Origin of the sequence: Gordonia amicalis NBRC 100051 = JCM 11271, assembly GCF_000332995.1 — a bacterium.
GTDB classification, from domain to species: domain Bacteria; phylum Actinomycetota; class Actinomycetes; order Mycobacteriales; family Mycobacteriaceae; genus Gordonia; species Gordonia amicalis.
Genome location: NZ_BANS01000054.1, coordinates 1 through 23,533, shown reverse-complemented (window position 1 = coordinate 23,533; position 23,533 = coordinate 1). Strand labels below are relative to the sequence as shown.

16 protein-coding genes and 1 pseudogene are annotated in these 23,533 nt (G+C 67.0%); 4 read left to right on the top strand and 13 right to left on the bottom strand.

Features of this window, described 5'->3' with window-relative positions:
- Nucleotides 1-26: 26 nt before the first annotated feature.
- Both glgX and treY read left to right on the top strand, forming a co-directional pair.
- Nucleotides 27-2,528 carry a glycogen debranching protein GlgX gene (gene glgX / locus GOAMI_RS20640; protein ID WP_006438550.1) on the top strand — a complete coding sequence of 834 codons (2,502 nt, stop codon included), beginning with the start codon at nucleotides 27-29 and terminating at the stop codon, nucleotides 2,526-2,528.
- A 4-nt stretch (nucleotides 2,529-2,532) separates the two neighbouring features.
- Entirely contained in the window at nucleotides 2,533-4,869 is a 2,337-nt protein-coding gene (gene treY / locus GOAMI_RS20635; RefSeq protein ID WP_006438549.1) for a malto-oligosyltrehalose synthase, read from the top strand.
- A 34-nt stretch (nucleotides 4,870-4,903) separates the two neighbouring features.
- Here the strand turns inward: treY and GOAMI_RS20630 are convergent, their stop codons facing one another.
- Genes GOAMI_RS20630 through GOAMI_RS20590 form a run of 9 tightly spaced genes read right to left on the bottom strand, consistent with a single transcriptional unit; the run spans nucleotide 4,904 to nucleotide 14,275 of the window.
- Nucleotides 4,904-5,755: a hypothetical protein gene (locus GOAMI_RS20630; RefSeq protein WP_006438548.1), complete on the bottom strand. Its 852-nt coding sequence runs from the start codon at nucleotides 5,753-5,755 to the stop codon at nucleotides 4,904-4,906.
- 27 nt (nucleotides 5,756-5,782) lie between these two features.
- Nucleotides 5,783-6,955 carry an MlaD family protein gene (locus GOAMI_RS20625; RefSeq protein WP_040005064.1) on the bottom strand — a complete coding sequence of 391 codons (1,173 nt, stop codon included), beginning with the start codon at nucleotides 6,953-6,955 and terminating at the stop codon, nucleotides 5,783-5,785.
- On the bottom strand, nucleotides 6,952-8,109 hold the full coding sequence (locus tag GOAMI_RS20620) for an MlaD family protein (protein WP_210737803.1): 1,158 nt from the start codon (nucleotides 8,107-8,109) through the stop codon (nucleotides 6,952-6,954). Before GOAMI_RS20620 ends, GOAMI_RS20625 begins: the two co-directional genes overlap by 4 nt.
- A complete protein-coding gene (locus tag GOAMI_RS20615) occupies nucleotides 8,106-9,209 on the bottom strand; it encodes an MCE family protein (RefSeq protein ID WP_006438545.1) in 1,104 nt (367 codons plus the stop codon). The genes GOAMI_RS20620 and GOAMI_RS20615 overlap by 4 nt, the downstream gene beginning before the upstream one ends.
- Nucleotides 9,203-10,192, bottom strand: coding sequence for an MCE family protein (locus tag GOAMI_RS20610; RefSeq protein WP_006438544.1), 990 nt, complete (start codon nucleotides 10,190-10,192; stop codon nucleotides 9,203-9,205). Before GOAMI_RS20610 ends, GOAMI_RS20615 begins: the two co-directional genes overlap by 7 nt.
- Entirely contained in the window at nucleotides 10,189-11,223 is a 1,035-nt protein-coding gene (locus tag GOAMI_RS20605) for an MCE family protein (protein ID WP_006438543.1), read from the bottom strand. The genes GOAMI_RS20610 and GOAMI_RS20605 overlap by 4 nt, the downstream gene beginning before the upstream one ends.
- Nucleotides 11,220-12,539: an MlaD family protein gene (locus GOAMI_RS20600; protein WP_006438542.1), complete on the bottom strand. Its 1,320-nt coding sequence runs from the start codon at nucleotides 12,537-12,539 to the stop codon at nucleotides 11,220-11,222. Before GOAMI_RS20600 ends, GOAMI_RS20605 begins: the two co-directional genes overlap by 4 nt.
- Nucleotides 12,540-12,549: 10 nt before the next feature.
- On the bottom strand, nucleotides 12,550-13,416 hold the full coding sequence (locus tag GOAMI_RS20595; RefSeq protein WP_006438541.1) for an MlaE family ABC transporter permease: 867 nt from the start codon (nucleotides 13,414-13,416) through the stop codon (nucleotides 12,550-12,552).
- A 1-nt stretch (nucleotide 13,417) separates the two neighbouring features.
- Nucleotides 13,418-14,275: an MlaE family ABC transporter permease gene (locus GOAMI_RS20590; protein ID WP_006438540.1), complete on the bottom strand. Its 858-nt coding sequence runs from the start codon at nucleotides 14,273-14,275 to the stop codon at nucleotides 13,418-13,420.
- Between the two features lie 354 nt (nucleotides 14,276-14,629).
- Between GOAMI_RS20590 and treZ the strand changes: the two genes are divergently transcribed.
- Nucleotides 14,630-16,363, top strand: a complete 1,734-nt coding sequence (gene treZ / locus GOAMI_RS20585) for a malto-oligosyltrehalose trehalohydrolase (RefSeq protein WP_006438539.1) — start codon at nucleotides 14,630-14,632, stop codon at nucleotides 16,361-16,363.
- Nucleotides 16,364-16,400: 37 nt separating this feature from the next.
- Here the strand turns inward: treZ and ilvA are convergent, their stop codons facing one another.
- Nucleotides 16,401-17,780 (bottom strand): threonine ammonia-lyase IlvA, encoded by a 1,380-nt coding sequence (gene ilvA, locus GOAMI_RS20580; RefSeq protein WP_006438538.1) that lies wholly within the window; start codon nucleotides 17,778-17,780, stop codon nucleotides 16,401-16,403.
- A gap of 186 nt (nucleotides 17,781-17,966) precedes the next feature.
- Here ilvA and GOAMI_RS20575 point away from each other — a divergent pair, with 186 nt between their 5' ends.
- Entirely contained in the window at nucleotides 17,967-18,959 is a 993-nt protein-coding gene (locus GOAMI_RS20575; protein WP_040005062.1) for an SMP-30/gluconolactonase/LRE family protein, read from the top strand.
- Here GOAMI_RS20575 and GOAMI_RS20570 read toward each other — a convergent pair.
- From GOAMI_RS20570 to GOAMI_RS20560, 3 genes and pseudogenes are all read right to left on the bottom strand, one after another.
- Nucleotides 18,902-19,171, bottom strand: a complete 270-nt coding sequence (locus GOAMI_RS20570) for a hypothetical protein (RefSeq protein ID WP_040005061.1) — start codon at nucleotides 19,169-19,171, stop codon at nucleotides 18,902-18,904. The two genes, GOAMI_RS20575 and GOAMI_RS20570, sit on opposite strands and share 58 nt — an antisense overlap.
- 298 nt (nucleotides 19,172-19,469) lie before the next feature.
- A complete protein-coding gene (dnaE, locus tag GOAMI_RS20565; protein ID WP_006438536.1) occupies nucleotides 19,470-23,015 on the bottom strand; it encodes a DNA polymerase III subunit alpha in 3,546 nt (1,181 codons plus the stop codon).
- 192 nt (nucleotides 23,016-23,207) lie between these two features.
- Nucleotides 23,208-23,533, bottom strand: a pseudogene (locus GOAMI_RS20560) (serine/threonine protein kinase); the annotation flags it as partial.

Sequence of the window (23,533 nt, the reverse complement as noted above, 5' to 3'; positions counted from 1 at the left end):
TGACGCAACACGACTAGTGTCGACCCATGACGTCGTCTCCGAAGGTGGGCACTACTGCTTCGCCAACCACGGGTGAACACCCGGACCCGAGCACGACCGACACCCCGCCGGTCCCCATGCCGGAGGATCCGGTTCAGGCCGACGCGCTCGTCGAACCCGAACCCGCGCCGATCCCCGTCTGGCCGGGCACCCCGTACCCGCTCGGCGCAACCTACGACGGTGCGGGGACGAACTTCTCGTTGTTCTCCGAGGTCGCCGAAGCCGTCGAGCTGTGCCTCATCGACCGCGAGGGCAAGGAACGGCGCATCCGCCTCGAAGAGGTCGACGGCTATTGTTGGCACTGCTATCTGCCGAATGTGGTGCCCGGACAGTTCTACGGTTTCCGCGTCTACGGCCCCTACGATCCCGCCCGCGGCCTGCGGTGTGACCCGAGCAAACTCCTTCTCGACCCGTACGGCAAGGCTTTTCACGGCGACTTCGACGGCGACGCCTCGCTCTTCTCCTATCCCCTGCCGACGCCCGACGACACGGAGGAATCGCCCGAGGCGGCCGTCGAGGAGGCCGATTCGGAGTTCGATGACCAGGCGCCGGACGCGGACGCCACCGGAGCCGATGACACCGACACCGGGGACACCGGAGCAGAGGATTCGGGGGCCGAGAATGCGGGAACGGAGGATTCCGGCGCCGAGGATTCCGGCGCCGACGGCACACCGGACCCGGAAGCGACTGTGCTTGAACCACTTCCGGAGAACCAGCCCGCGCCCGAGAACCCGATGCCCGCGCTCGACTCGCTGGGACACACGATGGTCTCGGTGGTCATCAACCCGTACTTCGACTGGCAGAACGACCGGTCGCCCAACCGGCCCTATCACCAGACGGTCATCTACGAGGCCCACGTCAAGGGTATGACCGCCACCCATCCCGGGGTGCCCGAGCATCTCCGCGGCACCTACGCCGGCCTCTGCCACCCGGTGATCATCGACCACCTGAAGTCGTTGGGTGTCACCGCGATCGAACTGATGCCGGTCCACCAGTTCATGCAGGACTTCGTCCTCCGCGACAAGGGGCTGCGAAACTACTGGGGGTATAACACCTTCGGGTTCCTGGCACCACACATCGAGTACTCCTCGACTCCGGACCAGCCCGCCAGTGCGGTGACCGAGTTCAAGGCTATGGTACGGGAGTTCCACAACGCGGACATTGAGGTCATCCTCGATGTGGTCTACAACCACACCGCCGAGGGCAACCACCTCGGCCCGACGATCAGCTTCCGCGGCATCGACAACGCGGCCTACTACCGACTCGTCGACGACGACCCCGAGATGTACATGGACTACACGGGGACCGGGAACAGCCTCAACGGACGGCATCCGCACACGCTGCAGCTCATCATGGACTCCCTGCGCTACTGGATCCTGGAGATGCACGTCGACGGTTTCCGCTTCGACCTCGCCTCCACGCTGGCCCGCGAACTCCACGACGTCGACCGTCTGTCGGCGTTCTTCGATCTGGTGCAACAGGATCCGGTGGTGAGCCAGGTCAAGCTGATCGCCGAACCGTGGGACATCGGCGAAGGCGGCTATCAGGTCGGCAACTTCCCGCCGTTGTGGACCGAATGGAACGGGAAGTACCGCGACACCGTCCGCGACTACTGGCGCGGGGAGCCGTCCACGCTGGGCGAGTTCGCGTCCCGGCTCACCGGGTCGTCGGATCTCTACGAGGCGACCGGCCGACGACCGCTGGCGAGCATCAACTTCGTGATCGCCCACGACGGCTTCACGCTGCGCGACCTGGTGTCGTACAACGAGAAACACAACATGGCCAACGGCGAGGACAACCGCGACGGCGAAAGCCACAACCGGTCCTGGAACTGCGGCGTCGAGGGTCCGACCGACGACCCCGAGATCAACGCGCTGCGCGCCCGGCAGCAGCGCAACATCCTGGCGACCCTGTTCTTGTCGCAGGGCACACCGATGCTGGCCCACGGCGACGAGATCGGCCGCACCCAGCAGGGCAACAACAACGTGTACTGCCAGGACTCCGAATTGTCCTGGGTGGACTGGTCACTCGCCGAGGAGAACGCCGACCTGCTGGAGTTCACCCGCAAGGCCATCGCCCTGCGCACCGCACATCCGGTGTTCCGTCGACGCCGATTCTTCGGCGGCAAGCCGATCCGGTGGGGCGACCAGGCCCTCGACATCGCATGGCTCACCCCCGCCGGCGTGGAGATGACCAGTGCGGACTGGGACAGCGGATTCGGGAAGAGTCTCGCGGTGTTCCTCAACGGCAAGGGACTCGGCGAGAAGGACGAACGGGGCGAGTGGGTCGTCGACGACTCGTTCTTCATCTGCTTCAACGCCCACTACGAGCCCATCGACTTCCACCTCCCGCCGGAGCAGTACGGGCTGGAATGGTCCGGCGAACTCGACACCACTCACCCGGCCGGCGACTCGGATCTGACTGCGGCGTCCGGTGATTCGGTGACGGTCGGCGGCCGGTCCGTGCTCGTCCTGCGGAAGACGTCCTGACACGATGAGCACACGTCCGACGCCTCGGGCCACCTACCGCTTCCAACTCAACGCCGACTTCGGGTTCGCCGACGTCGCGAAGACGCTCGACCATCTCGTCGAGCTCGGGGTCAGTCACGTCTACCTCTCCCCCATCGGAACCGCCTCGGCCGGGTCGACCCACGGCTACGACTGGCTCCCGCCGCCGGCCGTGTCCGACCTCCTCGGCGGTGTCGACGGTCTGCGTGCGCTCCGCAGGGCCGCAACCGACCGCGGCCTCGGCCTCATCATCGACATCGTCCCCAACCACACCGGCGTGGCGGATGCGCTCGCCAACCCCTGGTTCGCTGACCTGTTGCGTCACGGCGTCCGTTCGCCCTACGCCTCGTTCTTCGACATCGACCTCAGCGACGACAACGGCGCCGGCGGCAAGATCGCACTCCCGGTCGTCGCCGCCGACGGTGACCTGAGTCCGCTCGAGATCGACGAGCAGGGCAACCTGCGCTACTACGACCACGCCTTCCCTGTGGCACCCGGCACCGAGAACGGCACGCCCGCGGAAATCCATGCGCGACAACACTACAAGCTCGTGCCGTGGAACAGCGGCCTGATCGGGTACCGCCGCTTCTTCACCGTCAACGAGCTCGCGGGCCTTCGGCAGGAGGACCCCGCGGTCTACGACGCCACGCACGAGTGGCTGCGCGAACTCCTCGCCGAGGACCTCATCGACGGTGTCCGCGTCGACCATCCGGACGGACTCTGGGACCCCCAGCAGTACCTCCACCGACTCCGCTCCGATGTCGGCGACGACCGACTGCTCTACATCGAGAAGATCCTCGCTCCGGACGAACCCCTCGAACCGACGCTCCCCGTCGAGGGCACCACCGGCTACGACCAGATGCGCGTCATCGACGCCCTGTTCGTCGCCCCGTCGGGCGTCGTCCAGCTCACCGAACTCAACGAGCACCTCACCGGTGACACCGGCGATGCGCAGTGGATGGCATCGGTGGAACACCAGCGCAAGCTGACGACTCTGCGCGAATCCTTCCCCACCGAACTCCGTCGACTCGTCCGCGCGATCACCCACTCCGACCCCGCCGCCGACGCCGACGCCATCGCCGAGGCGTGCGCCGAGCTGATCGCCTCCCTCGGCGTCTACCGGGCGGACTATCCGTCGCTACGGCCGCGACTGGAGATCACAGCCGTACGGATCGCGACCGAGAAGCCCTCGCTGACACGAGCGCTCGACACGATCGTGCGGGCGACACGCAGTCCGGGCGCGGCCACCTCACGCCTGGCGCAGACCTGCGGTGCGGTGACCGCGAAGAGCGTCGAGGACAGCCTTTTCTACCGCACCGCGCGCCTGGTGTCGGCGCAGGAGGTCGGCGGCGATCCGGCGAACCCGTCGGTGTCGCTCAACGCTTTCCACGACCACAACATCGATCGGTCCCGCCGCTGGCCGCTCGCGATGACCGCGACGTCGACCCACGACACCAAACGCGGTGAGGACGTCCGCGCTCGTATCGCCCTCCTCGCCCAGGTGCCCGAGCGGTGGTCCCTGCTCATCGAACGCGTCTGGCTGGGCACGGACGTCCCGGACAACCTGACGTGCTATTTCCTGCTGCAGAACATCTTCGGGGTGTGGCCGGCCGCCGGGTCCCGGCCCGGCGCAGAACCCGCCGACGGGGTGGTCACCGACGAGTTGCGTACCCGCATCGTCGATTACGCCCGCAAGGCTGCCCGTGAAGCCGGTCTTCGTACCACCTGGACCGAGGTCGACGAGGACTTCGAAGCCGCGATCGAACGGTGGATCACCCAGGTCACCACCGAACCGATCGCGAGCGCGGTCAGTGAACTCGTCGCCCGGACCGAATCCGCCTGGCGGCAGGAAAGCCTCGCGCGCAAGGCGATAGCTCTACTCGGTCCCGGCGTCCCGGACATCTATCAGGGCACCGAGTGGTGGGAGGACTCGCTTGTCGACCCCGACAACCGGCGGCCCGTGGACTTCGGTCGATCCCTGGATCACCCGAAGGCCGAGCTGGTACGGACCGCGCTCGGTGTCCGTGCCCGATACCAGGACGCGTTCGGCGCCACGAGCACCTATGACCGCCTTCCCGCCGACGGTCCGGCCTCCGACCGCACCGTCGCATTCACCCGCGGTTCCCGCGAGGTCGCCGAGGTCGTCGTGATCACCGCACGGTTCACGCACAGCCTCGACCCCGAGGCGGCGATCGACACCGTCATCGGACTGCCCTCGGGGGTGCGCTGGCGCGATGTCCGCACCGGGAAGGTCTACGACGAGACCGTCGACCTGGCCATGGCCAGGGCCGACCATTCGGTCGCGATCCTCGTCCGGGACTGAGTTCCCGCGCGGCTGGAGCGGAATCCGCGGTCGGTCAGCCGGCGGGGGCGGGCGCCGGCGCGGGACTCGGCGCAGGTGCGGGTGCCCCACCGGCCCCCGGCAACGACTGCGAGGGGTCGATCTGACCGCTCGGGCTACCGGGCGGACCGTCGACCTTCGAGACCAGCCACGTGCCGTCCTCCTTGCTCAGATCGAGCCGGAACACCATGAGACTGGTTCCCCCGGAGGGCAGTTTGACGCTGCGTCCGGTCACCTCCGCCATCACGACCGTCTTGGCGGTGTCGGTGTCCACGGTCTCGACCGCGACGACACTGATCTTCGACGAGACCTCGATCTTGAGCGACTCGACGTTCTGCTCGGTGTCCGCGCGCTCCTGCTCGAGACGCTGACGCAGCTCACCGGTCGACAGCGGACCGAGTAGTTCCTTGGAGTTGCCCGCATTGTCTGCGTTGAGGGTCGTCACCAGCTTGGTGACGAAATCCGCCGACGCGGTCTTTGCGTCGGCGAAGGCATTCGCCTCGCTCTGCAGCGTGTAGGTCCGCCAGCCGAGGAACACGCCGGCCACGATCAGCGCGACGATCGCCAACGCACCGAATGCGCGCTTGATCCCGCTCGCGGTGACCGTCAGCGAGAACTCCTTCTTGCCGGCGGCCGCGGGGCCGGGCTCGGGATCGGGCTCGCTGACCGCCGCTCCGGAACCGGTGCGACGAGCCGACTTTCCGCGCGGGGTCGTGGCAGCGTCCGTGGCCTGCCGCGCTGCGGTCGTCTTCTCCTCGGCTCCCGATCCTCCGGCGCCGAGTTCGTCTGTGCCGCTCTCCTCGCCGGTGGCGCTGTCCGCGGTCACGTCGGTGTTCTTGTCGAGATCTGGCTTCTCACGGTCTGTCATCTACAGGTCACGCAACTTGTCTGGGCGTCATTTGTCGAGCGGCACTGTGCGGGCATTCGGGTCGTAACGCGGTGGCGGCCCGGCAGTGTCGTCGCCCGGCGGTCGTGGTGCGTTGGCCGAGCCACGGATCTGCTGGTTCGGATCCTCGGTCACACAGTACAGATTGGTCGGGATGGTCAGCTCGAGGACCTTGGTCGGCCGACGCGGGGTGACCGGGTAGCTGCAGCTCGGCCGCGGATACACCGAACCGAAAGTCCACCACGCGCCGTCGTGGAACATGGTGAGGCTCTTGATGCTCGCGTCCCGGATCGACGGCATCAGCGTCGCCAGAGCCGGTGCTCGCAGCGCGCCCTGCTCGGCGATGTCGAGGAACTGCTTCATCACGTCGGTCACCGGATCGGTGAGCTGATTGATCGAACCGGCGAGGCTGGTCATCTGCGACGGGCCGCGATCGAGCAGGGTGCGCAGTTCCCTGTCGGAGGCGGCGGCGTTGTTGATCAGGTCGCTCAGCGACGACACCGTGTTCCCGAAGTCGGGCTGGATGTCGGCGGTCGTCTTGAAGATGGTGCCCGCGTTCTGGATCAGCCTCGTGGTCTCGGGCAATGCGGTGTACAGCCGCGCGAAGATCGTGCCGCCCGAGTCGAACAGCACTTCCAGATCGTTGGAGCCGTCCTCGGAATACAGCGCGACCTTCAGATTGTCCACCGCCGAGCGGAGTTCGGCCGGATCGATCTGCTGGATGAGATCCAGGGAGGACTCGAGAAGGTCGGAGAACGGCACGGTGACCTTGGTCTGGCCGGCCTTGATCACGTCGCCGTCCTTCAGGTACGGCCCCTCGGAGGTGGTCGGCTGGAAGTCGACGTACTGCTCGCCCGCCGCCGACAACCCCAGCGCCGCAACGGTGCTGTCGCGGTTGATCTTGTACCGGTCGTCGACCGTCACCTTCACCGTCACCGAATCCGGTTCCACGCGGATGGTGTCGACCTCGCCGATACGCGCACCGCGCAGCGTCACACCCGAGGTCTCCTGCAGACCACCGGAGATCGGGAACTCGATGGTCAGCTTGTACTTGTCCGCGAACGGTTCCCACCGCAACGTGCCGAGCGCCAGGTAACCGAGTCCGACGACCATGACCAGCACGAGCCCGATGTTCCCGACGAGCACCGAATTTCTACGCAGGAAACCGAATACGCCGCTCATCCGCAGCACCCCTTGGTTCCGGTGAGTCGGGCCAGCAACCGGGTGAGGGTCTGCTGGAGCGCTGCCGAGCCCGAGTCGATGTCCTCGAGCTCGGGAAGCCTGCTCGCCGAATCGAACCCGACGCCCGGGTTGAGCCAGTAGACCTTCGACGACACCGCGGCCGCGCTACCCGGTGTGGACTTGATCCACTTGGGGGTCAACGTGTGCAGATTGTCGGCCAGCGAACCGAGCGGACCCGCCGCCTGTCGCAGACCGGCCAGGACGGTCGACAGATGACCGAGCATCTCGACGAAATTGTCCTGGTCGGTACGCAGGAAGTCATTGGTCGCCGAGGTCACCTGCTGGGTCTTGTCCAGCGCGGTCAGGATCGAGCCGATCTGACCGTTCAGCGACTCGAGGGCGGGGCCGAGCTTGTTGATCGACGCCATGATCTGGGCACGACCGTCGGCCAGTTGTCCGGTCAGGATCCGGGTGTTCGCCAGTGACCGGTCGACCTGCGCCGAACTCTGGTTGAGCTTGCGAATACCGGTCGTCAGTCCGCGGATCGCGCCGTTGAGGTCCGACGGGTTGGTCGCGACCGCGGCACTCAGTTCGGTCAGGATGACCGTGAGCGAGTTCAGCGAGCCGCTGTCCACCACACCGCTCATGCTGATGAGCAGGTCCTCGACCGTCGCCGCCGCGGAGGTGGGTCCGGTCAGGGTGTCCCCGTCGACCATGAAACCCTTCGGCGCGTTGGGCGGCGGCAGCAGGGCCACGAACACGTCTCCGAGCGGCGTCGCCTGTCGGAGTTCGGCGCCCGTGCCCACGGGCAGCTTGGTCTTCTTGCTGACGTCCATCGTGACGATCGCGGAGTAGTCCTTGGCGACGATGGTGTCGACCTGCCCCACGTCGGTGCCGTTGAGCTTCACCTTCGCGCGCGTCGGCAGGTTCAGGGCGTTGTCGAAATTCGCCGTCAGCCTGATGGAGTCGCCGATGCCACCGGGGGCCGGCAGCGGGATCTGCTCGACGGTCAGCCCGGGCAGCACCCCACAACCGGTGAGCCCCATCAGCGCGCTGAGGAGCAACGCCGTCACCGCGCCGCGTCGCATGCGGGAGCGGCGTCGTGCCGGTTCAGCGACCGTGCGACCCAGGGAAGCGCTTGTCACCGCTCTCATTTCGTCAGCTCCAGCATCGCGGAGTAGATGCCCATGTCCGGACCGAAGTCCTTCAGCTTGCCGGTGCGGCAGCCGTCTTTCTGCAGGTTGATCGCCTCACAGAACTCGGCGAGCAGCTCGTTGTCGACGAGCGACTTGTCCAGCAGGACCTGGGCGCGCCAGGTGCCCTGCTCGGCGGAGATCGAGTTGCCAAGGTTCTGGAAGAGCAGCGGACCGACGTCGATGGTCTCCACCACCTGCCGTGAGTAGTCGCTCAGGTTCGCGGTCAGCGCGGCGAGCCGGTCGAAGGAGACCGAGATCGTGTTGGTGTTGTTCTGCAGGAAGGCCGTGGTGTTCTGCAGGGTCTGGTTGAGGTTGCGCAGCGTGGCGACGAGACCGGGTGACTGGCTGCCGAGCAGCTCGGACACCTCGTTGACCGACTTCGAGAAGGCGGTCATCTTCGGGTAGTTCTTCACCAGCGTGGTGGTGAGTCCCTCGATGGTCTCGATGATGTCGACGAGTGCATCGCTGTTGCCCGACACCACGTTCGACGCCTGGCCCAGCTGGTCGAGGGCGGCGCGGATCTCCTCGCCGTTGCCGGTGGCGATCCCCGAGGTGATGTCGATCATGTCCGCGAGCGGGCCGGAGCCCGGGCCCTCGCCCTTCAGGGACACGACGAGACCGTCGATGGCGTCGAACAGTTCCCCGACGGACACCGGGGCCTTGGTCTCCTTCAGCACCGAACCGTCCTCCAGCCTGGGTCCGCCCTCGTAGGCGGGGGTGAGCTCGACGTGGCGCGTGGTCACGATGGAGGTGTTGACGATGGCGGCCGTGGCGTCGGCGGGCACCGGCACGTCGTTGTCGATGGTCATGGTGACCTTGACCCGGTCACCCTGCGGCTCCACCGCGGTCACCTGACCGACCGGCATGCCGAGCACCGCGACGTCGTTGCTGACGTAGAGGCCGGCGACGTTGTCGAAGTACGCGGTGACCTCGATCGCCTGCCCGAATGCGGCCTTCCAGCTTCCCGGGATCATCGAACATCCCGACAGCCCCAGGATGCCGAGCAGGGAGACGCACACGAGGAGCGTCGAACGACGCAGTCTCTGCGGGTTCAGCATCCGTCCACCACCCGGGCCAGGCACAACCAGTTGTCGGGGAAGATGCCCCAGGGCAGGTAGCCGTTCACGTACGGCCCGTCGCCGATGACGTTGTTGGTCAGTCGAGCCGTCACGGGCAGGATCTCCAGCAGCTTGCGCAGGTTGTTGCGGTTCTTCTCGAGACCCTGCGTGATCGTGTTGAGGTTCGCCATGATCGGGGCGAACTGGTTGGCGTTCTCACCCGCCACCGCACTGGCCTGTTCGGTCAGTTCGGCGATGCCGTCGAGCAGGCGGGTGACCAATTCCTCACGGGCCACGATCTTCTGGGTCAGGTCGCGACCCTGGCCGACGATCACCGCGAGCTGCGCCTGATTGTCGTTGACGATGATGGTGATCGTCTTGGTGTCGGCGATCAGCTGGTTGATCTGGTCCTTGCGGTTGGTGATCACCTCGGACATCTGCGTCAGGGCCTCGAATGTCGGTTCGGTGATCGCGGGAACACCGGCGAGCTGACGGTTGAGGGTGCGGATGCTCTGCGAGAGGGTCTTGTCGTCGACGCCGGTCAGGATCGGCGCCCCCTCCTCGATGGTGCGGTTGAGGTCGTAGGGCACCGCGGTCCGCTCGATGTGACCGTCGGGTGCCTCCTCGGGCGAATCGCCCAGCGACACATCGACGTAGCGCTGACCCAGCAGCGTCGACATCTTGATCTCGGCCATACCGTTCGACGTCACCCGCACGTCGGTGTCGACCTTCATCGTCAGCGCGACGTGGTTCCCGGCGAGTTCGGTCTCGGTGACCTCACCGACGTCGATGCCGGCCACCCGCACTTTGTCCCCGGGCCGGATTCCGCCGGCCTGGGCGAAGTCCGCGGTGAGCGTCTTCTTGCCGAGATGCGCGCCCGCCAGTGCCGTCACGCCCAGCAGGAGGGCGACGATGACGACCGCGCCGATCACGCCGTACCAGATCCGGGTGTTGCTGCGGAAGTTCTTACGGAACCAGTTCATCGGCACACCACCGAATGATTCGTGCCACCGATCTTGTTGAAGATCCCCGGCGGCAGCAGGACGTCACCGATCGCGACGTCGAGGTCACAGGCATAGATGTTCAGGTACGCACCCTCTCCGAGTACCAGCGGGAAGTGACCGAGGAAGACCGGCGCGTCGACGGCCATCCGGTCGAGCTTGGAGCCGTTCTGGATGAGCGTCTTGGTGGCGATCCGTCCGTCGGTCGCGGCGGCGGCGAGGCTGTCCCGGCTGCGGCTCAGGACGTCGGCGAAACCGCTTGCGGTGCGTCCGATGTCGGAGACCGCACTGCCGAACGCCGCCGAGTTCGAGTTGAGGTTCGCGATCAGATCGGACATCGACCCGATGACCGTGCCGAGCTGACCGCCCTGGCGGGACAGGTCACGCATCACGGTGCTCAGGTTGTTGATGATCGCGCCGATCACGATGTCGCGGTTGGCGGTGTCCTCGGCGAGCCTGCCCACCTCGGCGACCGTGTAGCTCAGCGAGACCGAATTGCCCTGGAAGGCCTCGAGAAGACCCTGCGAGAGTGCGTTGACCTGCTCGGCGTCGAGTGTCTCGAACACCGGCTGGAACCCGGCGAGCAGCTTGGTGACGTCGAAGGAGTCCTCGGACGGCAACTCCAGTGTCGACCCGGGCGACAACGGCTTGCTGTCCCGGCCCTCCACCAGCGTCAGGTTGAGGTACCGCTGACCGATGAGGTTCTGGTAGCGGATCGCGGCACGGGTGTTGGTGTAGACCTGCTGGTCGTTCTGCACCTCGAATTCGACTCGGGCGCGGCCGTTGTCGAGTTCGATCTTGTCGACGCGGCCGACGCGGACACCGGCCATCCGGACGTCGTCGCCGCTGGAGAGACCCGAGGCGTCGGTGAAGAACGTCGTGTACTTGTTCGTCGATCCCGACACCGATCGTTCCAGGGTCGAGAAGATCACATACGACACGAGCAACGCGGCGATGGCGAAGATCGGGAAGCCGATCAACGGTTTTCGGATCGAATCCGAGGCCGCGCTCATCGTCCCCCTCCGTGGTCGGTGGCAGCATCACGCGCGTCGATCGACTGGACCAGCGGTCCGAGCATGACCGTGTCGGCGGCCGACGGCTCCCGGCGCAGCACCGCACCGAGGGTCTTGTTGTCGGAGTCGGTGGTCACCATGCCCACCGGCCGGTTCTTGCGCATGCCGTCGGACGGGTAGATCTGCAGCGGACCCGACATCGTCGGTCCGGTACCGGTTCCCGGCCCGACACATCCCGGGCCGCGCAAGGTCCCGTACGGGCCGCCGTTGTAGACCGGGCAGTTCTGCCGGGTGTAGCGCACGAACGCACCGAAGCTCACACCGAGGTTGAGCTTGACGTGTCCGTTGGTCCCGGTGAAGACCGTGAGCACCCGGGCGGCCAGGTTGTTGAGCGCGATGACCGCCTGCGGCAGCGAGTTCGGTTCGAGGACGGTGGCACCGAGCATGCGGTTGAGGTCGGTGACGAGTCGCTGACCGCCGTTTCCGTTGCGGGCGAACATCAGCTGCGTCTGGTCGAGCAGTCCCTGGCTGCCGGAGAGCAGTGCTGCGAGGTCGCGCTGCTTCTCGGCGAGCGTCACCGCCGGTATCACGCTGCGCCCCAGGGTGTCGAGCAGTTCCGGCGCGGACTCCGCGAGGCCGCTGATCGCGGCGTCGAAGTTGTCGAACCCCGGGGGTGCACCCGGCGGGAACTGCGCGTTGATCGAGTCGAAGTAGTTGCGCAGCACGCCGACGAACGAACCGAACACCGAACCGCCGCCCTTGAGGGCGTCGGCGATGACACCGAGCACCTGGGCGAGTTCCTCCGGCGGCACCGCGTCGAGGATGGCACTCAACTCGTTCTGCGCGTCCTGCAGTTTGATCGTCTCGAGAGACTTGTCGGCGGGGACGGAATCGCCCGACGACAGCCGCTCGGTGCCCGGTTCGGCGGGCCGCACCAGTTCGACCGAGTTGACGCCGAACAGGTTCGACGGCACGGTCCGCGCGGTCACCGATGCCGGGATGCCCTCGGCCTGCGCGGGCACGATGTCGATCTCGACCTTCTTGATCACCTTCGTCGCGTCGGTCTCGCCGGTGTCGGCGACCGAGATCGACTTCACCGAGCCGACGATGAGCCCGTTGTACCGGACGTCGGCACCCGACGTCAGACCGTCACCGACATCGACGAGGTCGGCGGTCACGGCCACCGTCTTGCTGAATGTGCCCTGGTACCGCATGAACAGCAGCACGAAGATCACCAGCAGGACCAGCAGGAAGGCGACGCCCCGCAGCACGTACTGCAGCAGCGATGGGTTGCGCCCATCGGTCGCGATGTTCACCGGCTCCCCCTCAGCCCGAGATCTTGATTCCGGGCGAGGTGCCCCAGAACACGAGGGTCATGATCAGATTCGCGAACACGATGACGATGATCGCGAGTCGGATGGCATGTCCGGCAGCAACTCCCACACCTTCGGGCCCCCCAGAGGCGAAGTATCCGTAGTAGCACTGGATGAACGTCGTCAGCAGCACGAAGACGATCACCTTGATGAACGAGAACACCATGTCCCACGACACGATGAACTGGTTGAAGTAGTACAGGTAGGTGCCCTCGCCCTGGCCGCTCTGGACCATGAACATGAACTGGCACGCAAGGTAGTTGGCGGCCAGCGACACCGAGTACAGCGGGATGATCGCGAGCACCGCGGCCAGCATGCGGGTGGTGACCAGGTACGGCAGCGGCCGGATCGCGATCGCCTCGAGGGCGTCGATCTCCTCGGCGATGCGCATCGAACCGAGCTGTGCGGTGAAGCGGCAGCCCGACTGCGCGGTGAACGCCGTGGCCGCGAGGAGCGGGGCGATCTCACGCGTCGTCGCGAACGCCGACAGTCCGCCGGTCACCGGCGACATGCCGAGCAGGTTCAGCGCGGTGTAGCCCTCGATCCCCACGGTCGCACCGCCCATGATCCCGAGGATCACCATGACACCGACCGTGCCGCCGCCCACGACGATGGCGCCGTTGCCCCACGCGACGTCGGCGAGCAGCCGCCAGACCTCTTTGCTGTAGTGCCGGAAGGCCAGCGGGATGGCACCGATGGACCGGACCAGGAAGGTGATGAGGTGACCCATCGCCGCGAGCGCGTCGCGCGGCCCCCGATAGACGGCTTTGGCGGCCTCCACGGGCCTGAGCGCGGGTGGCACATACCGTGACGCGGTCATCTCACACCACCTTCGACGGGAAGAGGATCGCGAACAACTGCGTGAGGATCACGTTCACGGTGAACAGGAGCAGAACCGAGTTGACCACCGCAGCATTCACCGAGTTCGCGACACCGGCGGGACCGCCCTTCGTCGAGAGGCCGCGATCGCAGGCGACGATCGCCACGATCGCGCCGAATATGACCGCTTTCGCCAACGCGAACATCAGGTCCGCGGTCGTCGCGAACGATGCGAAAGTGCCCGTGTAACTGCCTGGCGTACCGCCCTGGAAGTACACGTTGAAGACGTAGCCGGTGATGAAACCGACGAAGCACACGAAGCCGCAGAGCAGGAAGCTGACCACCATGGTGGCGAGGAGTCGCGGCGAGATCAGCCGCTCGATGGGGTTGACGCCCATCACCTTCATGGCGTCGATCTCGTCGCGGATGGTGCGCGAACCCAGATCGGCGGCGATGGCCGAGCCGACCGCGCCCGCGAGGAGCAACGAGGTGACCAGGGGTGCGCCCTGCCGGATCACGCCGAGACCGGTGGCGGCACCGGAGAACGACGTGGCGCCGACCTGGCCGGCGATGTTGGACACCTGGATCGAGACGATGACGCCGATCGGGATGGCGACGAGGAGGGTCGGGAACACCGACGTGGTCGCCATGAAAGCGCACTGGCGGATGAACTCACCGAACGGGAACCGCCGCTTGGCGAGGTCGACGAAGAGCGTGCGGAACACCTCGACGAACATGCCCAGCTGGCGTCCGAAGGTGTCGAAGGACGCGACGACATGCTTGTCGAACCACGCCCGAACCGCATTCGGTCTCTTCCGACCGACCTCCTCGTCGTCCGAGGTGACTGCGTCTGTGCTCAATCCCTACCCTTGCGTCTCGGCTCACCCATTCACCGGCCGTCAGGTCGCCGAGCACGTGATGCGCCAACTCGTGCGCATCGGCTCGGCTGATCTGCTCGAGGTGCCCCCTTGGACATGAGCGTCGCCGTAATATACCCCGCTTTCGTCCGGCGATTGTGATCGGCCTCACAGTATCGCGCGATGCGCCTTCGAGAGCCCCGACATACCTTGCATGATGTGAGGAATTCCCCGACGACGTCCGCGACTGATGACCAGAGCACCAAAACTTGGTCAGTCGACCAACGGGAACAATACCTACCACTTCGTTCCAATGTGGGCCCTTACCACCCGCCACGCTCGGTGAACGAGATCCGGGTGTGGGCGCCCGAGGCCGGGAAGGTGGACCTCGTCGTACGATCCGGCGGTCCCGGCTCCCCCACCCGGTCGGTGCCGATGTCCGCCGGCGCCGGCGGGTGGTGGCAGGTCCCGTCGGACAACGCGATCGAGACCGGCCCGGACCTGCGCTACGGGTTCTCGCTGGATGACGGCCCGGCCCGGCCCGACCCGCGTTCCGTCCGCCAGCCCGACGGGGTCCACGAATTGTCCGCACTCTTCGGCGTCGACGAGAGCCGGTGGACCGACGACGACTGGGCCGGCCGCGACGCGCACGGGGCCGTGATCTACGAACTGCACCTCGGGAACTTCACCCCCGCAGGCACTCTCGACTCCGCGATCGAACGGCTCGACCACCTCGTCACCCTCGGCGTCGATCTGGTCGAGCTGATGCCGGTGAACGCATTCAACGGCACCCACAACTGGGGGTACGACGGCGTCGGCTGGTACGCGGTGCACGAGACCTACGGCGGCCCGGCCGCACTCGCCCGCTTCGTCGACGCCTGTCACGCCAAGGGACTCGGCGTCGTCCTCGACGTCGTCTACAACCACCTGGGACCGTCCGGCAACTATCTGCCGGACTTCGGACCGTATCTCAGTGAGGGCACGACGTCGTGGGGGTCGTCGGTGAACCTGTCGGGACCCGATTCCGACGAGGTGCGCGCTTTCATCGCCGGCACCGCCCTACGCTGGTTCACCGAATTCCACATCGACGGACTGCGTCTCGACGCCGTCCACGCCCTCGCCGACCATCGTGCGGTCCACATCCTCGAAGAACTCGCCGCGGCGACCGACGCCCTCTCGGCCGAGCTCGGGCGCCCGCTGTCACTCATCGCGGAGAGCGATCTCAACGACCCCCGGATGATCATGCCGCGATCTCGCGGCGGTCTCGGGCTGGCGGCCCAGTGGGACGACGACATCCACCACGCCGTCCACACGCTCGTCTCCGGCGAGCGACAGGGCTACTACGCCGATTTCGGCAGCTTCGGCTGCCTCGCGAAGGTCCTGACCGGTGGGTTCTTCCACGACGGCACCTACTCGTCGTTCCGGCGCCGCTGCCACGGCCGGCCGATCCCGACCGACCTCGTGCCCGCGTCGTCGTTGCTGGCCTACACGTGCACCCACGACCAGGTGGGCAACCGGGCGATCGGTGACCGGCCGAGTGCCTACCTGGACGGCGGGCAACTCGCCATCAAGGCCGCCCTGGTCCTGTTGTCCCCCTACACCCCGATGCTGTTCATGGGCGAGGAATGGGGCGCGGCAACGCCTTTCCAGTTCTTCACCTCGCACCCCGAACCGGAGCTGGGCCGGGCGACCGCGCAGGGCCGGAAGGCGGAGTTCGCCGAACACGGGTGGGACAGTGAGGACGTGCCCGACCCGCAGGACCCGGAGACCTTCGAACGGTCGAAGCTGGACTGGTCGGAGCTCACCCGTACCGACCACGCGCGGGTGCTCGACTTCTACCGGTCACTGATCGCATTACGGAAAGCCGAACCGGCCCTCCATGATCCGGCATTCGCCTCGGTCGACGCCGAATTCGACGAGGCGGCAGGGTGGTTCGCGATGCATCGCGCCGACTGGTCGGTGGTGTGCGTCCCCGGCGGCGCGTCCGTGACACTCCCCTGGCCACTCGACGTCCGGCTGGCCTGGGAGCAACCGGACGACGGAGTGTCACCCGGACACAACGTGATCGTCGGCGTCCGGCGCGATTCATAGCCCGAAGCCGCGCCGGGCGGGTCCCGGCCATAAACGATCAGGTCAGGTACTCGTAGGCCGGCGACCCCGGCTCGAGGCGTTCGCAGTGCAGGCGGGAACGCGACATCCGGTCCATCAGATCGCCCAGGTCATCCGGGGTGCCGAGTTCGACACCGACCAGTGCGGCACCGGTCTCGCGGTTGTTGCGCTTGACGTACTCGAACAGCGTGATGTCGTCATCCGGTCCCAGGACCTCGTCGAGGAAACGGCGCAGCGCACCCGGCTCCTGAGGGAAGTCGACCAGGAAGTAGTGCTTGAGGCCCCGGTGCACCAGCGAGCGTTCGATGATCTCGCCGTAGCGGGACACGTCGTTGTTGCCGCCGGACACCAGACATACGACGACCGCGTCGGCGGGCAGCCGCAGCTTGTCGAGTGCAGCGACCGCCAGCGCTCCCGCGGGTTCGGCGATGATGCCCTCGTTCTGGTACAGCTCCAGCATCGCCGAGCAGATGGCGCCCTCGTCCACATGTGTGATGTGGGCGGAGCCCGGGGTCGGCGACACCGGGCCGTCGGGGATGACCCGGACGGCCGGGTTCGCCGAGATGCTCGCCAGGACCGGATGATCGCTGACGCTCGCGCCGAGCTCGGACATCACCCGGTGTCCGATGGTGCCGATCCGCTTCACCGCCGCGCCGTCGACGAAGGGGTCGATGTCGTCGAGGGTGACCGGCCCGCCGTTGACGAGCGCCGCGCTCAGTGACACGGCGCCGGTCGGTTCGACGCCGACGATCGCCACCTCGGCGGAGAGCCCACGCAGGTAGGTCGCCATGCCGGCCAGGCAGCCGCCGCCGCCGACCGGTGCGACGACGACGTCGGGCATCCGGCCGAGCTGCTCGACGATCTCGCGTGCGATGGTTCCCTGACCGGCCGCGGTCCGCGGGTCGTCGAAGGCATGGATCCACGCGGACCCGGTGCGCATCACATCGGCCTGTGCGGCGGCAGCGGCCGCATCGTAGGTGTCCCCGATCGCTTTCAGCTCGACGAATTCACCGCCGTGCCAGGCGATCCGGTCGCGCTTCTGTTTCGGGGTGGTGGTCGGGACGTAGATCCGTCCCGGCACCTTCATGCTCCGGCACGCGAATGCGACTCCCTGCGCGTGGTTTCCGGCACTGGCCGCGACCACACCTCGGGACAGTTCGTCGGCCGAGAGCTGCGCCATCACGTTGTAGGCGCCGCGGATCTTGTAGGAGCGGACGGTCTGCAGGTCCTCGCGCTTGAGGTAGATCTGCGCGCCCGACGTCGACAGTCGCGGGCAGGCCTCGAGCGGGGTACGCGCCACCGCGTCGGCGATTCGCGTCGACGCCGACTCGATGGCGTCGAGGGTCAGTGCCGGACCGTGCTGGTGAACGGGGACGTGGTGCGTACTCACGACTGCCATGTTCTCACTGCGCAGGATCGTTCGGACCGTCCGGGTGCACCGATTCCGACACGGCGGGTGGGTGCCGGGGTTGCCCTGACGGACGGGTGGGTATACCCGCGGAGCCACTCGTCGCCCCGCACCCGTGCGCAAGACCGGGCGAGATCACGGCAGCAGCACGGCCCGCCACCTGACCAGGGAGCAGTCATGACATCTCGCCACCCATCCCGGCGCCGGCGCCGGCGCACCTCTCGCCTCACCCGGATCGCCGCCGGCGCATCGGCCGCCGCCGTGGCGCTCGGTCTCGCCACCGCCGTCGGCCCCGCCCCCGCCTCGGCCGCGCCGCTCTGTCCGGGAGCCGCTCCCGCACGGCTCGTCGGCGTCGTGCCGGGTGCCGCACTCGAAGGCCTGACGGTCGACGCCAGTGGACGCCTCTACACCACCGATCTCGTCTCGGGGCGCGTGTATCGGCTGTCCGGGCCGGGTGCACCGGCGGTGCCGATCGCCCGCGTGCCCGGTGGGAGCGGGGCGGGTGCACTCGCCTGGACGCCCGACGGGACCCTGCTCGTCGGGTACGGCGCCGATCCGCGCGTGTTCGTCGGCGATGCGCTGCGGCACGCGTCCATCGGCCGTCTGGACGTCAACACACGCGCATTCCGTCCGTGGGTGACCGGCCTGTCCGCGGCGAACGGGATGGATGTGTCCGCGCGTGGAAACGTCTACGCCACCAATGATTTCGGCAACCTCATCGGACGCGTCTCACCCGGCGGTGCCGTGAACGCCGCGTGGGGCGCCCTGCCGAGCGCCAACGGCGCGGTCCTGAGCCGCGACGACCGTTGGCTCTACGTCTCGCGGACATTCGTGAACCCGGGCGTCAGCCGGATCTCCACCGCCGACCCGCGGAACGTGCAGAGTCTGCTCGGCGTCGGTACACCGTCGACTCCCGATGGGCTGACCCTCGATTCCCGGGACCGGCCGGTCGTGCCGTTCAACGCGACCGGCGAGATCGTCCGGATCACCTCTCCCGGACGTCACTGCGTGCTGGCGACCGGTCTGTCGACCTCGAGCGTTCTCTCGTACGGTCGCGGCGACCGCGGGTTCTCCGCCGGGCGCCTGTACCGGGCCGGATTCGACGGACGGATCTACGAGATCCCGGGCGGATTCGATCGGGGCGCGACCGCCGCATTCCCCGCCAGGTAGCGCTCGCCCCACCACACCGCGAGGACTGCCACCGCCGTCGCCCACGCAGTGGCCTGTAACGATCCGAGGATCAGCAGGGTCACGACGGCGGTGGCGATGCCGGCGAGGACGGCGTGAGCCTTGTGGGCGGGCCACTCGATGCCGAAGACGTCGATCGTGCGCGGCGCGCGCCGAACCGGACGGTGCACGTTGATGCCGATCATCGTGGTCATCTGCGAACACTCCCCTCTACGGCTGGGCGCTACTGGACGTGGCGTCGAGTATAGCGCCACAGCGAAGAGAAATGTTCGGTGGACCGAAATCCTGGTGACGGGGACCCTGTCGGTGTTCTGGTCGGGCGGTTTCGACGCGGTGGCTCGCTTCGCTCGCTACCGGCTCAACCAGCAGGACACGCCTCGCCGCCAGCGCTCCTCTGGCTCAACCAGCAGGACACGCCTCGCCGCCAGCGCTCGCTACCGGCTCAACCAGCAGGGAGCGGCTTCACCAGCAGAACACGGCTCGACCAGCAGGTCAGCCCAGGCAGCTCGGTCCCAGCAGCGCTTTCAGGTCGCCCATCAAGGCCGAACTCGGCGCCACACGTAGGGACTCGGTCAGCTTGAGCTGCGTCTGTCGTTTGTCGCTGACGAGCGTCACATGCACGTCCGCCATCCCCGGATGGCGCGTGAGTACCTGCTTGAGCGCCTGGACCCGATCAGGGGTGCAGAGTCGCGCGGACAGTGTCAGTGCGACCGGTTTGGTGGCTCCCGCGGTCTCCAGATCGGGAACGGCCAGGTCGTTGGCGCTGATCATCATGCTGTCCTCACGCAGGTTGACCCGGGCCTTGATCAGCACGATGTTGTCGGCCACGATGTCCATCCCGTACGCCACGTACGCGCGCGGGAAGAAGTAGACCTCGACGCCACCGACCATGTCCTCGAGGGTGACCGCGGCCCACGGCTCCCCCTTCTTGTTCACCCGGCGCGTCACCGACGAGATGATGCCGCCGATGGTGATCTGGGCACCGTCGGAGATGTTGCCTTCCAGCAGCGACGTGATCGAGGTGTCGGTGTGCGCGGCGATGGCGTGTTCGACGCCGGCCAGCGGGTGCCCGGAGACGTAGAGACCCAGCATCTCCCGCTCGATCGCGAGCTTGTGCTTGGTGTCCCACTCCTCCTCGGGCACCTTGACCGCGAAGACCTCGGCCAGTCCGGGATCCGCGGCGTCGTCCCCTCCGCCGAACAGGTCGAACTGACCGATCGCCTCGGCCTTCTTGGTGCCGATGACCGATTCGACGGCCTCGGCGTGCACGAGGAACAGCCCCTTGCGCGGGTGGCCGAGCGAGTCGAACGCGCCGGCCTTGATCAGCGATTCCGTCACCTTCTTGTTGCAGGCGGTGACGTCGATCTTGCCGAGGTAGTCGGAGAAGCTGGTGAACTTCCCCTTCTCCTCACGGGCGTTGATGATCGAGCCGACCACGCCCGAACCGACGTTGCGGATCGCGGCGAGACCGAAGCGGATGTCGGCGCCGACGGCCGCGAAGTTGCGCTGCGACTCGTTGACGTCCGGCGGCAGAACCGTGATGCCCAGCTTGCGGCAGTCGGCGAGGTAGATGGCCGCCTTGTCCTTGTCGTCGCCGACGGAGGTGAGCAGACCGGCCATGTACTCGGCGGGATAGTTCGCCTTGAGGTAGGCGGTCCAGAACGAGACGAGGCCGTAGCCGGCGGCGTGCGACTTGTTGAACGCGTAACCGGCGAACGGCAACACCGTGTCCCACAGCGCGGTGATCGCCGCCTGCGAGAATCCGTTGTTGCGCATGCCCTCCGCGAAGCCGTCGTAGGCCTCGTCGAGGATCTCCTTCTTCTTCTTGCCCATCGCGCGACGGAGCAGGTCTGCCTGTCCGAGCGAGTAGCCGGCGACCTTCTGCGCGATCTGCATGATCTGCTCTTGGTAGACGATCAGACCGTAGGTCTCGGAGAGGATCTCCTTGAGCGGTTCCTCGAGCTCCGGGTGGATCGGCCGGATCTCCTGGAGACCGTTCTTGCGCTTGGCGTAGTCGGTGTGTGCGTTCACACCCATCGGACCGGGCCGGTACAGCGCGAGGACGGCCACGATGTCCTCGAACCCGGTCGGCTGCATCATCTTCAGGAGTTCGCGCATGGCCGCGCCGTCGAGCTGGAACACGCCGAGCGTGTCACCGCGGGCGAGCAGTTCGTAGGTCTTCTCGTCCTCGAGCGGCAACGAGTCGAGGTCGAGGTCGATCCCGCGGTTGAGTTTGATGTTCTCCAGGGCGTCACCGATGACGGTGAGGTTGCGCAGACCCAGGAAGTCCATCTTCAGCAGTCCGATGGCCTCACACGACGGGTAGTCCCAGCCGGTGATGATCGCGCCGTCCTGGGCGCGCTTCCACACCGGGATCGCGTCGGTCAGCGGCTCCGAGGACATGATCACCGCACAGGCGTGCACGCCCGCATTGCGGATCAGGCCCTCGAGGCCGAGCGCGGTGTCGTAGATCTTCTTGACGTCCGGGTCGGTCTCGATGAGCGTGCGGACCTCGGCGGCCTCGCCGTAGCGCTCGTGTTCGGGGTTGGTGATGCCCCAGACCGGGATGTCCTTGGCCATGATGGGCGGCGGCAGCGCCTTGGTGATGCGGTCGGCGATCGCGAACCCCGGCTGGCCGAACTGGACTCGCGCGGAGTCCTTGATCGCGGCCTTCGTCTTGATCGTTCCGAAGGTGATGACCTGGGCGACCTTGTCGCTTCCCCATCGCTCCGTCGCGTAGCGCACCATCTCGCCTCGACGACGGTCGTCGAAGTCGATGTCGATATCGGGCATCGACACGCGTTCGGGGTTGAGGAATCGCTCGAACAGCAGTCCGTGCGGGATCGGGTCGATGTTGGTGATACCCAGCGCCCAGGCGACCAGCGAGCCGGCCGCCGAACCGCGGCCCGGGCCGACTCGGATGCCGACCTCGAGGGCGTGGCGGATCAGGTCGCCGACCACGAGGAAGTAGGCGGGGAAGCCCATCTGGATGATGACGTCGAGCTCGTAGTTGGCCCGGTCGAGGTATTCCTGCGGCACCTCGGTACCGGCGAAACGACGCTCCTGGAGTCCCTTCGCGACCTCCTTGCGCAAGAAGGTCTGCTGGGTCTCGCCGTCGGGCACCGGGAAGACCGGCATGCGGTCGCGGTGGGTGAAGACATCTTTGTAGGACTCGACGCGCTCACCGATCTCGAGCGTGTTGTCGCAGGCGCCCGGGACCACCGAGTCCCACTGCTCGCGCATCTCCGCGGCCGACTTCAGGTAGTAGCCGTCGCCGTCGAACTTGAAGCGGGTCGGGTCGGACAGCGTCTTGCCGGTCTGCACGCACAGCAGCGCCTCGTGGGCGGCGGCGTGTTCCTTGGTGACGTAGTGGCAGTCGTTGGTGACGATCAGCTTGATGCCGAGCTTGCGGCCGATGTCGAGGAGACCGTCGCGCACGCGGCGCTCGATCTCGAGTCCGTGCTCCATCAGCTCGAGATAGAAGTTCTCCTTGCCGAAGATCTCCTGCCACTTCGCCGCGGCTTCGAGGGCTTCACGGTCATGCCCCAGACGCAGACGGGTCTGCACCTCACCGGACGGGCAGCCGGTGGTCGCGATGATGCCCTCGGCGTACTGGGCGATCACGTCGGCGTCCATACGCGCCCACTTGCCGAGCTGACCCTCGATGGAGGCGAGCGAGGACAGCTTGAACAGGTTGCGCAGGCCGGTCGCGTTCTCCGCGACCATCGTCATGTGCGTGTACGCGCCCGAACCGGAGACGTCGTCGCTCTTCTGCTCACGCGTGCCCCACTGGACGCGTTTGGTGTCGAACCTCGAACCCGGCGCGATGTAGGCCTCGATGCCGATGATCGGCTTGATGTCGTTCTTGATCGCGGTGTTGTAGAACTCGCTGGCGCCGAACATGTTTCCGTGGTCGGTCATGCCGATGGCGGTCATGCCCAGCCGCTTGGCCTCGGCGAACAACGGTGACACCTTGGCCGCACCGTCGAGCATCGAGTACTCGGTGTGGTTGTGCAGGTGAACAAACGAGTCCGTCACTGTGCCTCTTCTGTGCTCGCTGGTTGCTGTCTCGCGGGGATCATGCGCACGCTGATCTCGTGCCGCCGGTCGCCGAGTCCGGGTCTACTCTAGGCGCGCCCACCGACACCTCCTGGGAGGCACTCCGGGCGGTGACGAATGGGACAGCTGTGACAGCATGGCCGCCTCGCGCACACCCCGATCCACGTCGGGCTACAGCGCAACGAGAAACACGACGACGATCAGGATCAGCAGCACGGCCGCCACCCCTGCCAGCACCAGGGGCAGGCGGTTCGGGCTCGACGACGGACGCGGACCGCCGGACGACATCGGCCCGCCTGGGAACGGTGCACCACCCGGCGGCCGTCCCATCGGTCCCGACCCCGCGGCGCGGAGATGGTCGTTGGTCTGGCGGTGCGGACCGGACGGTGGGTGCTGCCACACGGCGGGATCGGCTCCGGTGGCCGGACGCGGTGGTGCCGGCCGGTCTCGCGGCTGCCTGTCCCCGGACGGGCGTTCACCGGCACGCCGATCCGGGT

Coding starts and splice junctions, on each gene's coding strand:
- GOAMI_RS20630 (WP_006438548.1), bottom strand. CDS start 5,755: ATGACAGACCGTGAGAAGCCAGATCTCGACAAGAACACCGACGTGACC.
- GOAMI_RS20595 (WP_006438541.1), bottom strand. CDS start 13,416: ATGACCGCGTCACGGTATGTGCCACCCGCGCTCAGGCCCGTGGAGGCC.
- treY (WP_006438549.1), top strand. CDS start 2,533: ATGAGCACACGTCCGACGCCTCGGGCCACCTACCGCTTCCAACTCAAC.
- ilvA (WP_006438538.1), bottom strand. CDS start 17,780: ATGGCAGTCGTGAGTACGCACCACGTCCCCGTTCACCAGCACGGTCCG.
- GOAMI_RS20625 (WP_040005064.1), bottom strand. CDS start 6,955: ATGAGCGGCGTATTCGGTTTCCTGCGTAGAAATTCGGTGCTCGTCGGG.
- glgX (WP_006438550.1), top strand. CDS start 27: ATGACGTCGTCTCCGAAGGTGGGCACTACTGCTTCGCCAACCACGGGT.
- GOAMI_RS20620 (WP_210737803.1), bottom strand. CDS start 8,109: ATGAGAGCGGTGACAAGCGCTTCCCTGGGTCGCACGGTCGCTGAACCG.
- GOAMI_RS20615 (WP_006438545.1), bottom strand. CDS start 9,209: ATGCTGAACCCGCAGAGACTGCGTCGTTCGACGCTCCTCGTGTGCGTC.
- GOAMI_RS20570 (WP_040005061.1), bottom strand. CDS start 19,171: ATGACCACGATGATCGGCATCAACGTGCACCGTCCGGTTCGGCGCGCG.
- GOAMI_RS20610 (WP_006438544.1), bottom strand. CDS start 10,192: ATGAACTGGTTCCGTAAGAACTTCCGCAGCAACACCCGGATCTGGTAC.
- GOAMI_RS20605 (WP_006438543.1), bottom strand. CDS start 11,223: ATGAGCGCGGCCTCGGATTCGATCCGAAAACCGTTGATCGGCTTCCCG.
- GOAMI_RS20575 (WP_040005062.1), top strand. CDS start 17,967: ATGACATCTCGCCACCCATCCCGGCGCCGGCGCCGGCGCACCTCTCGC.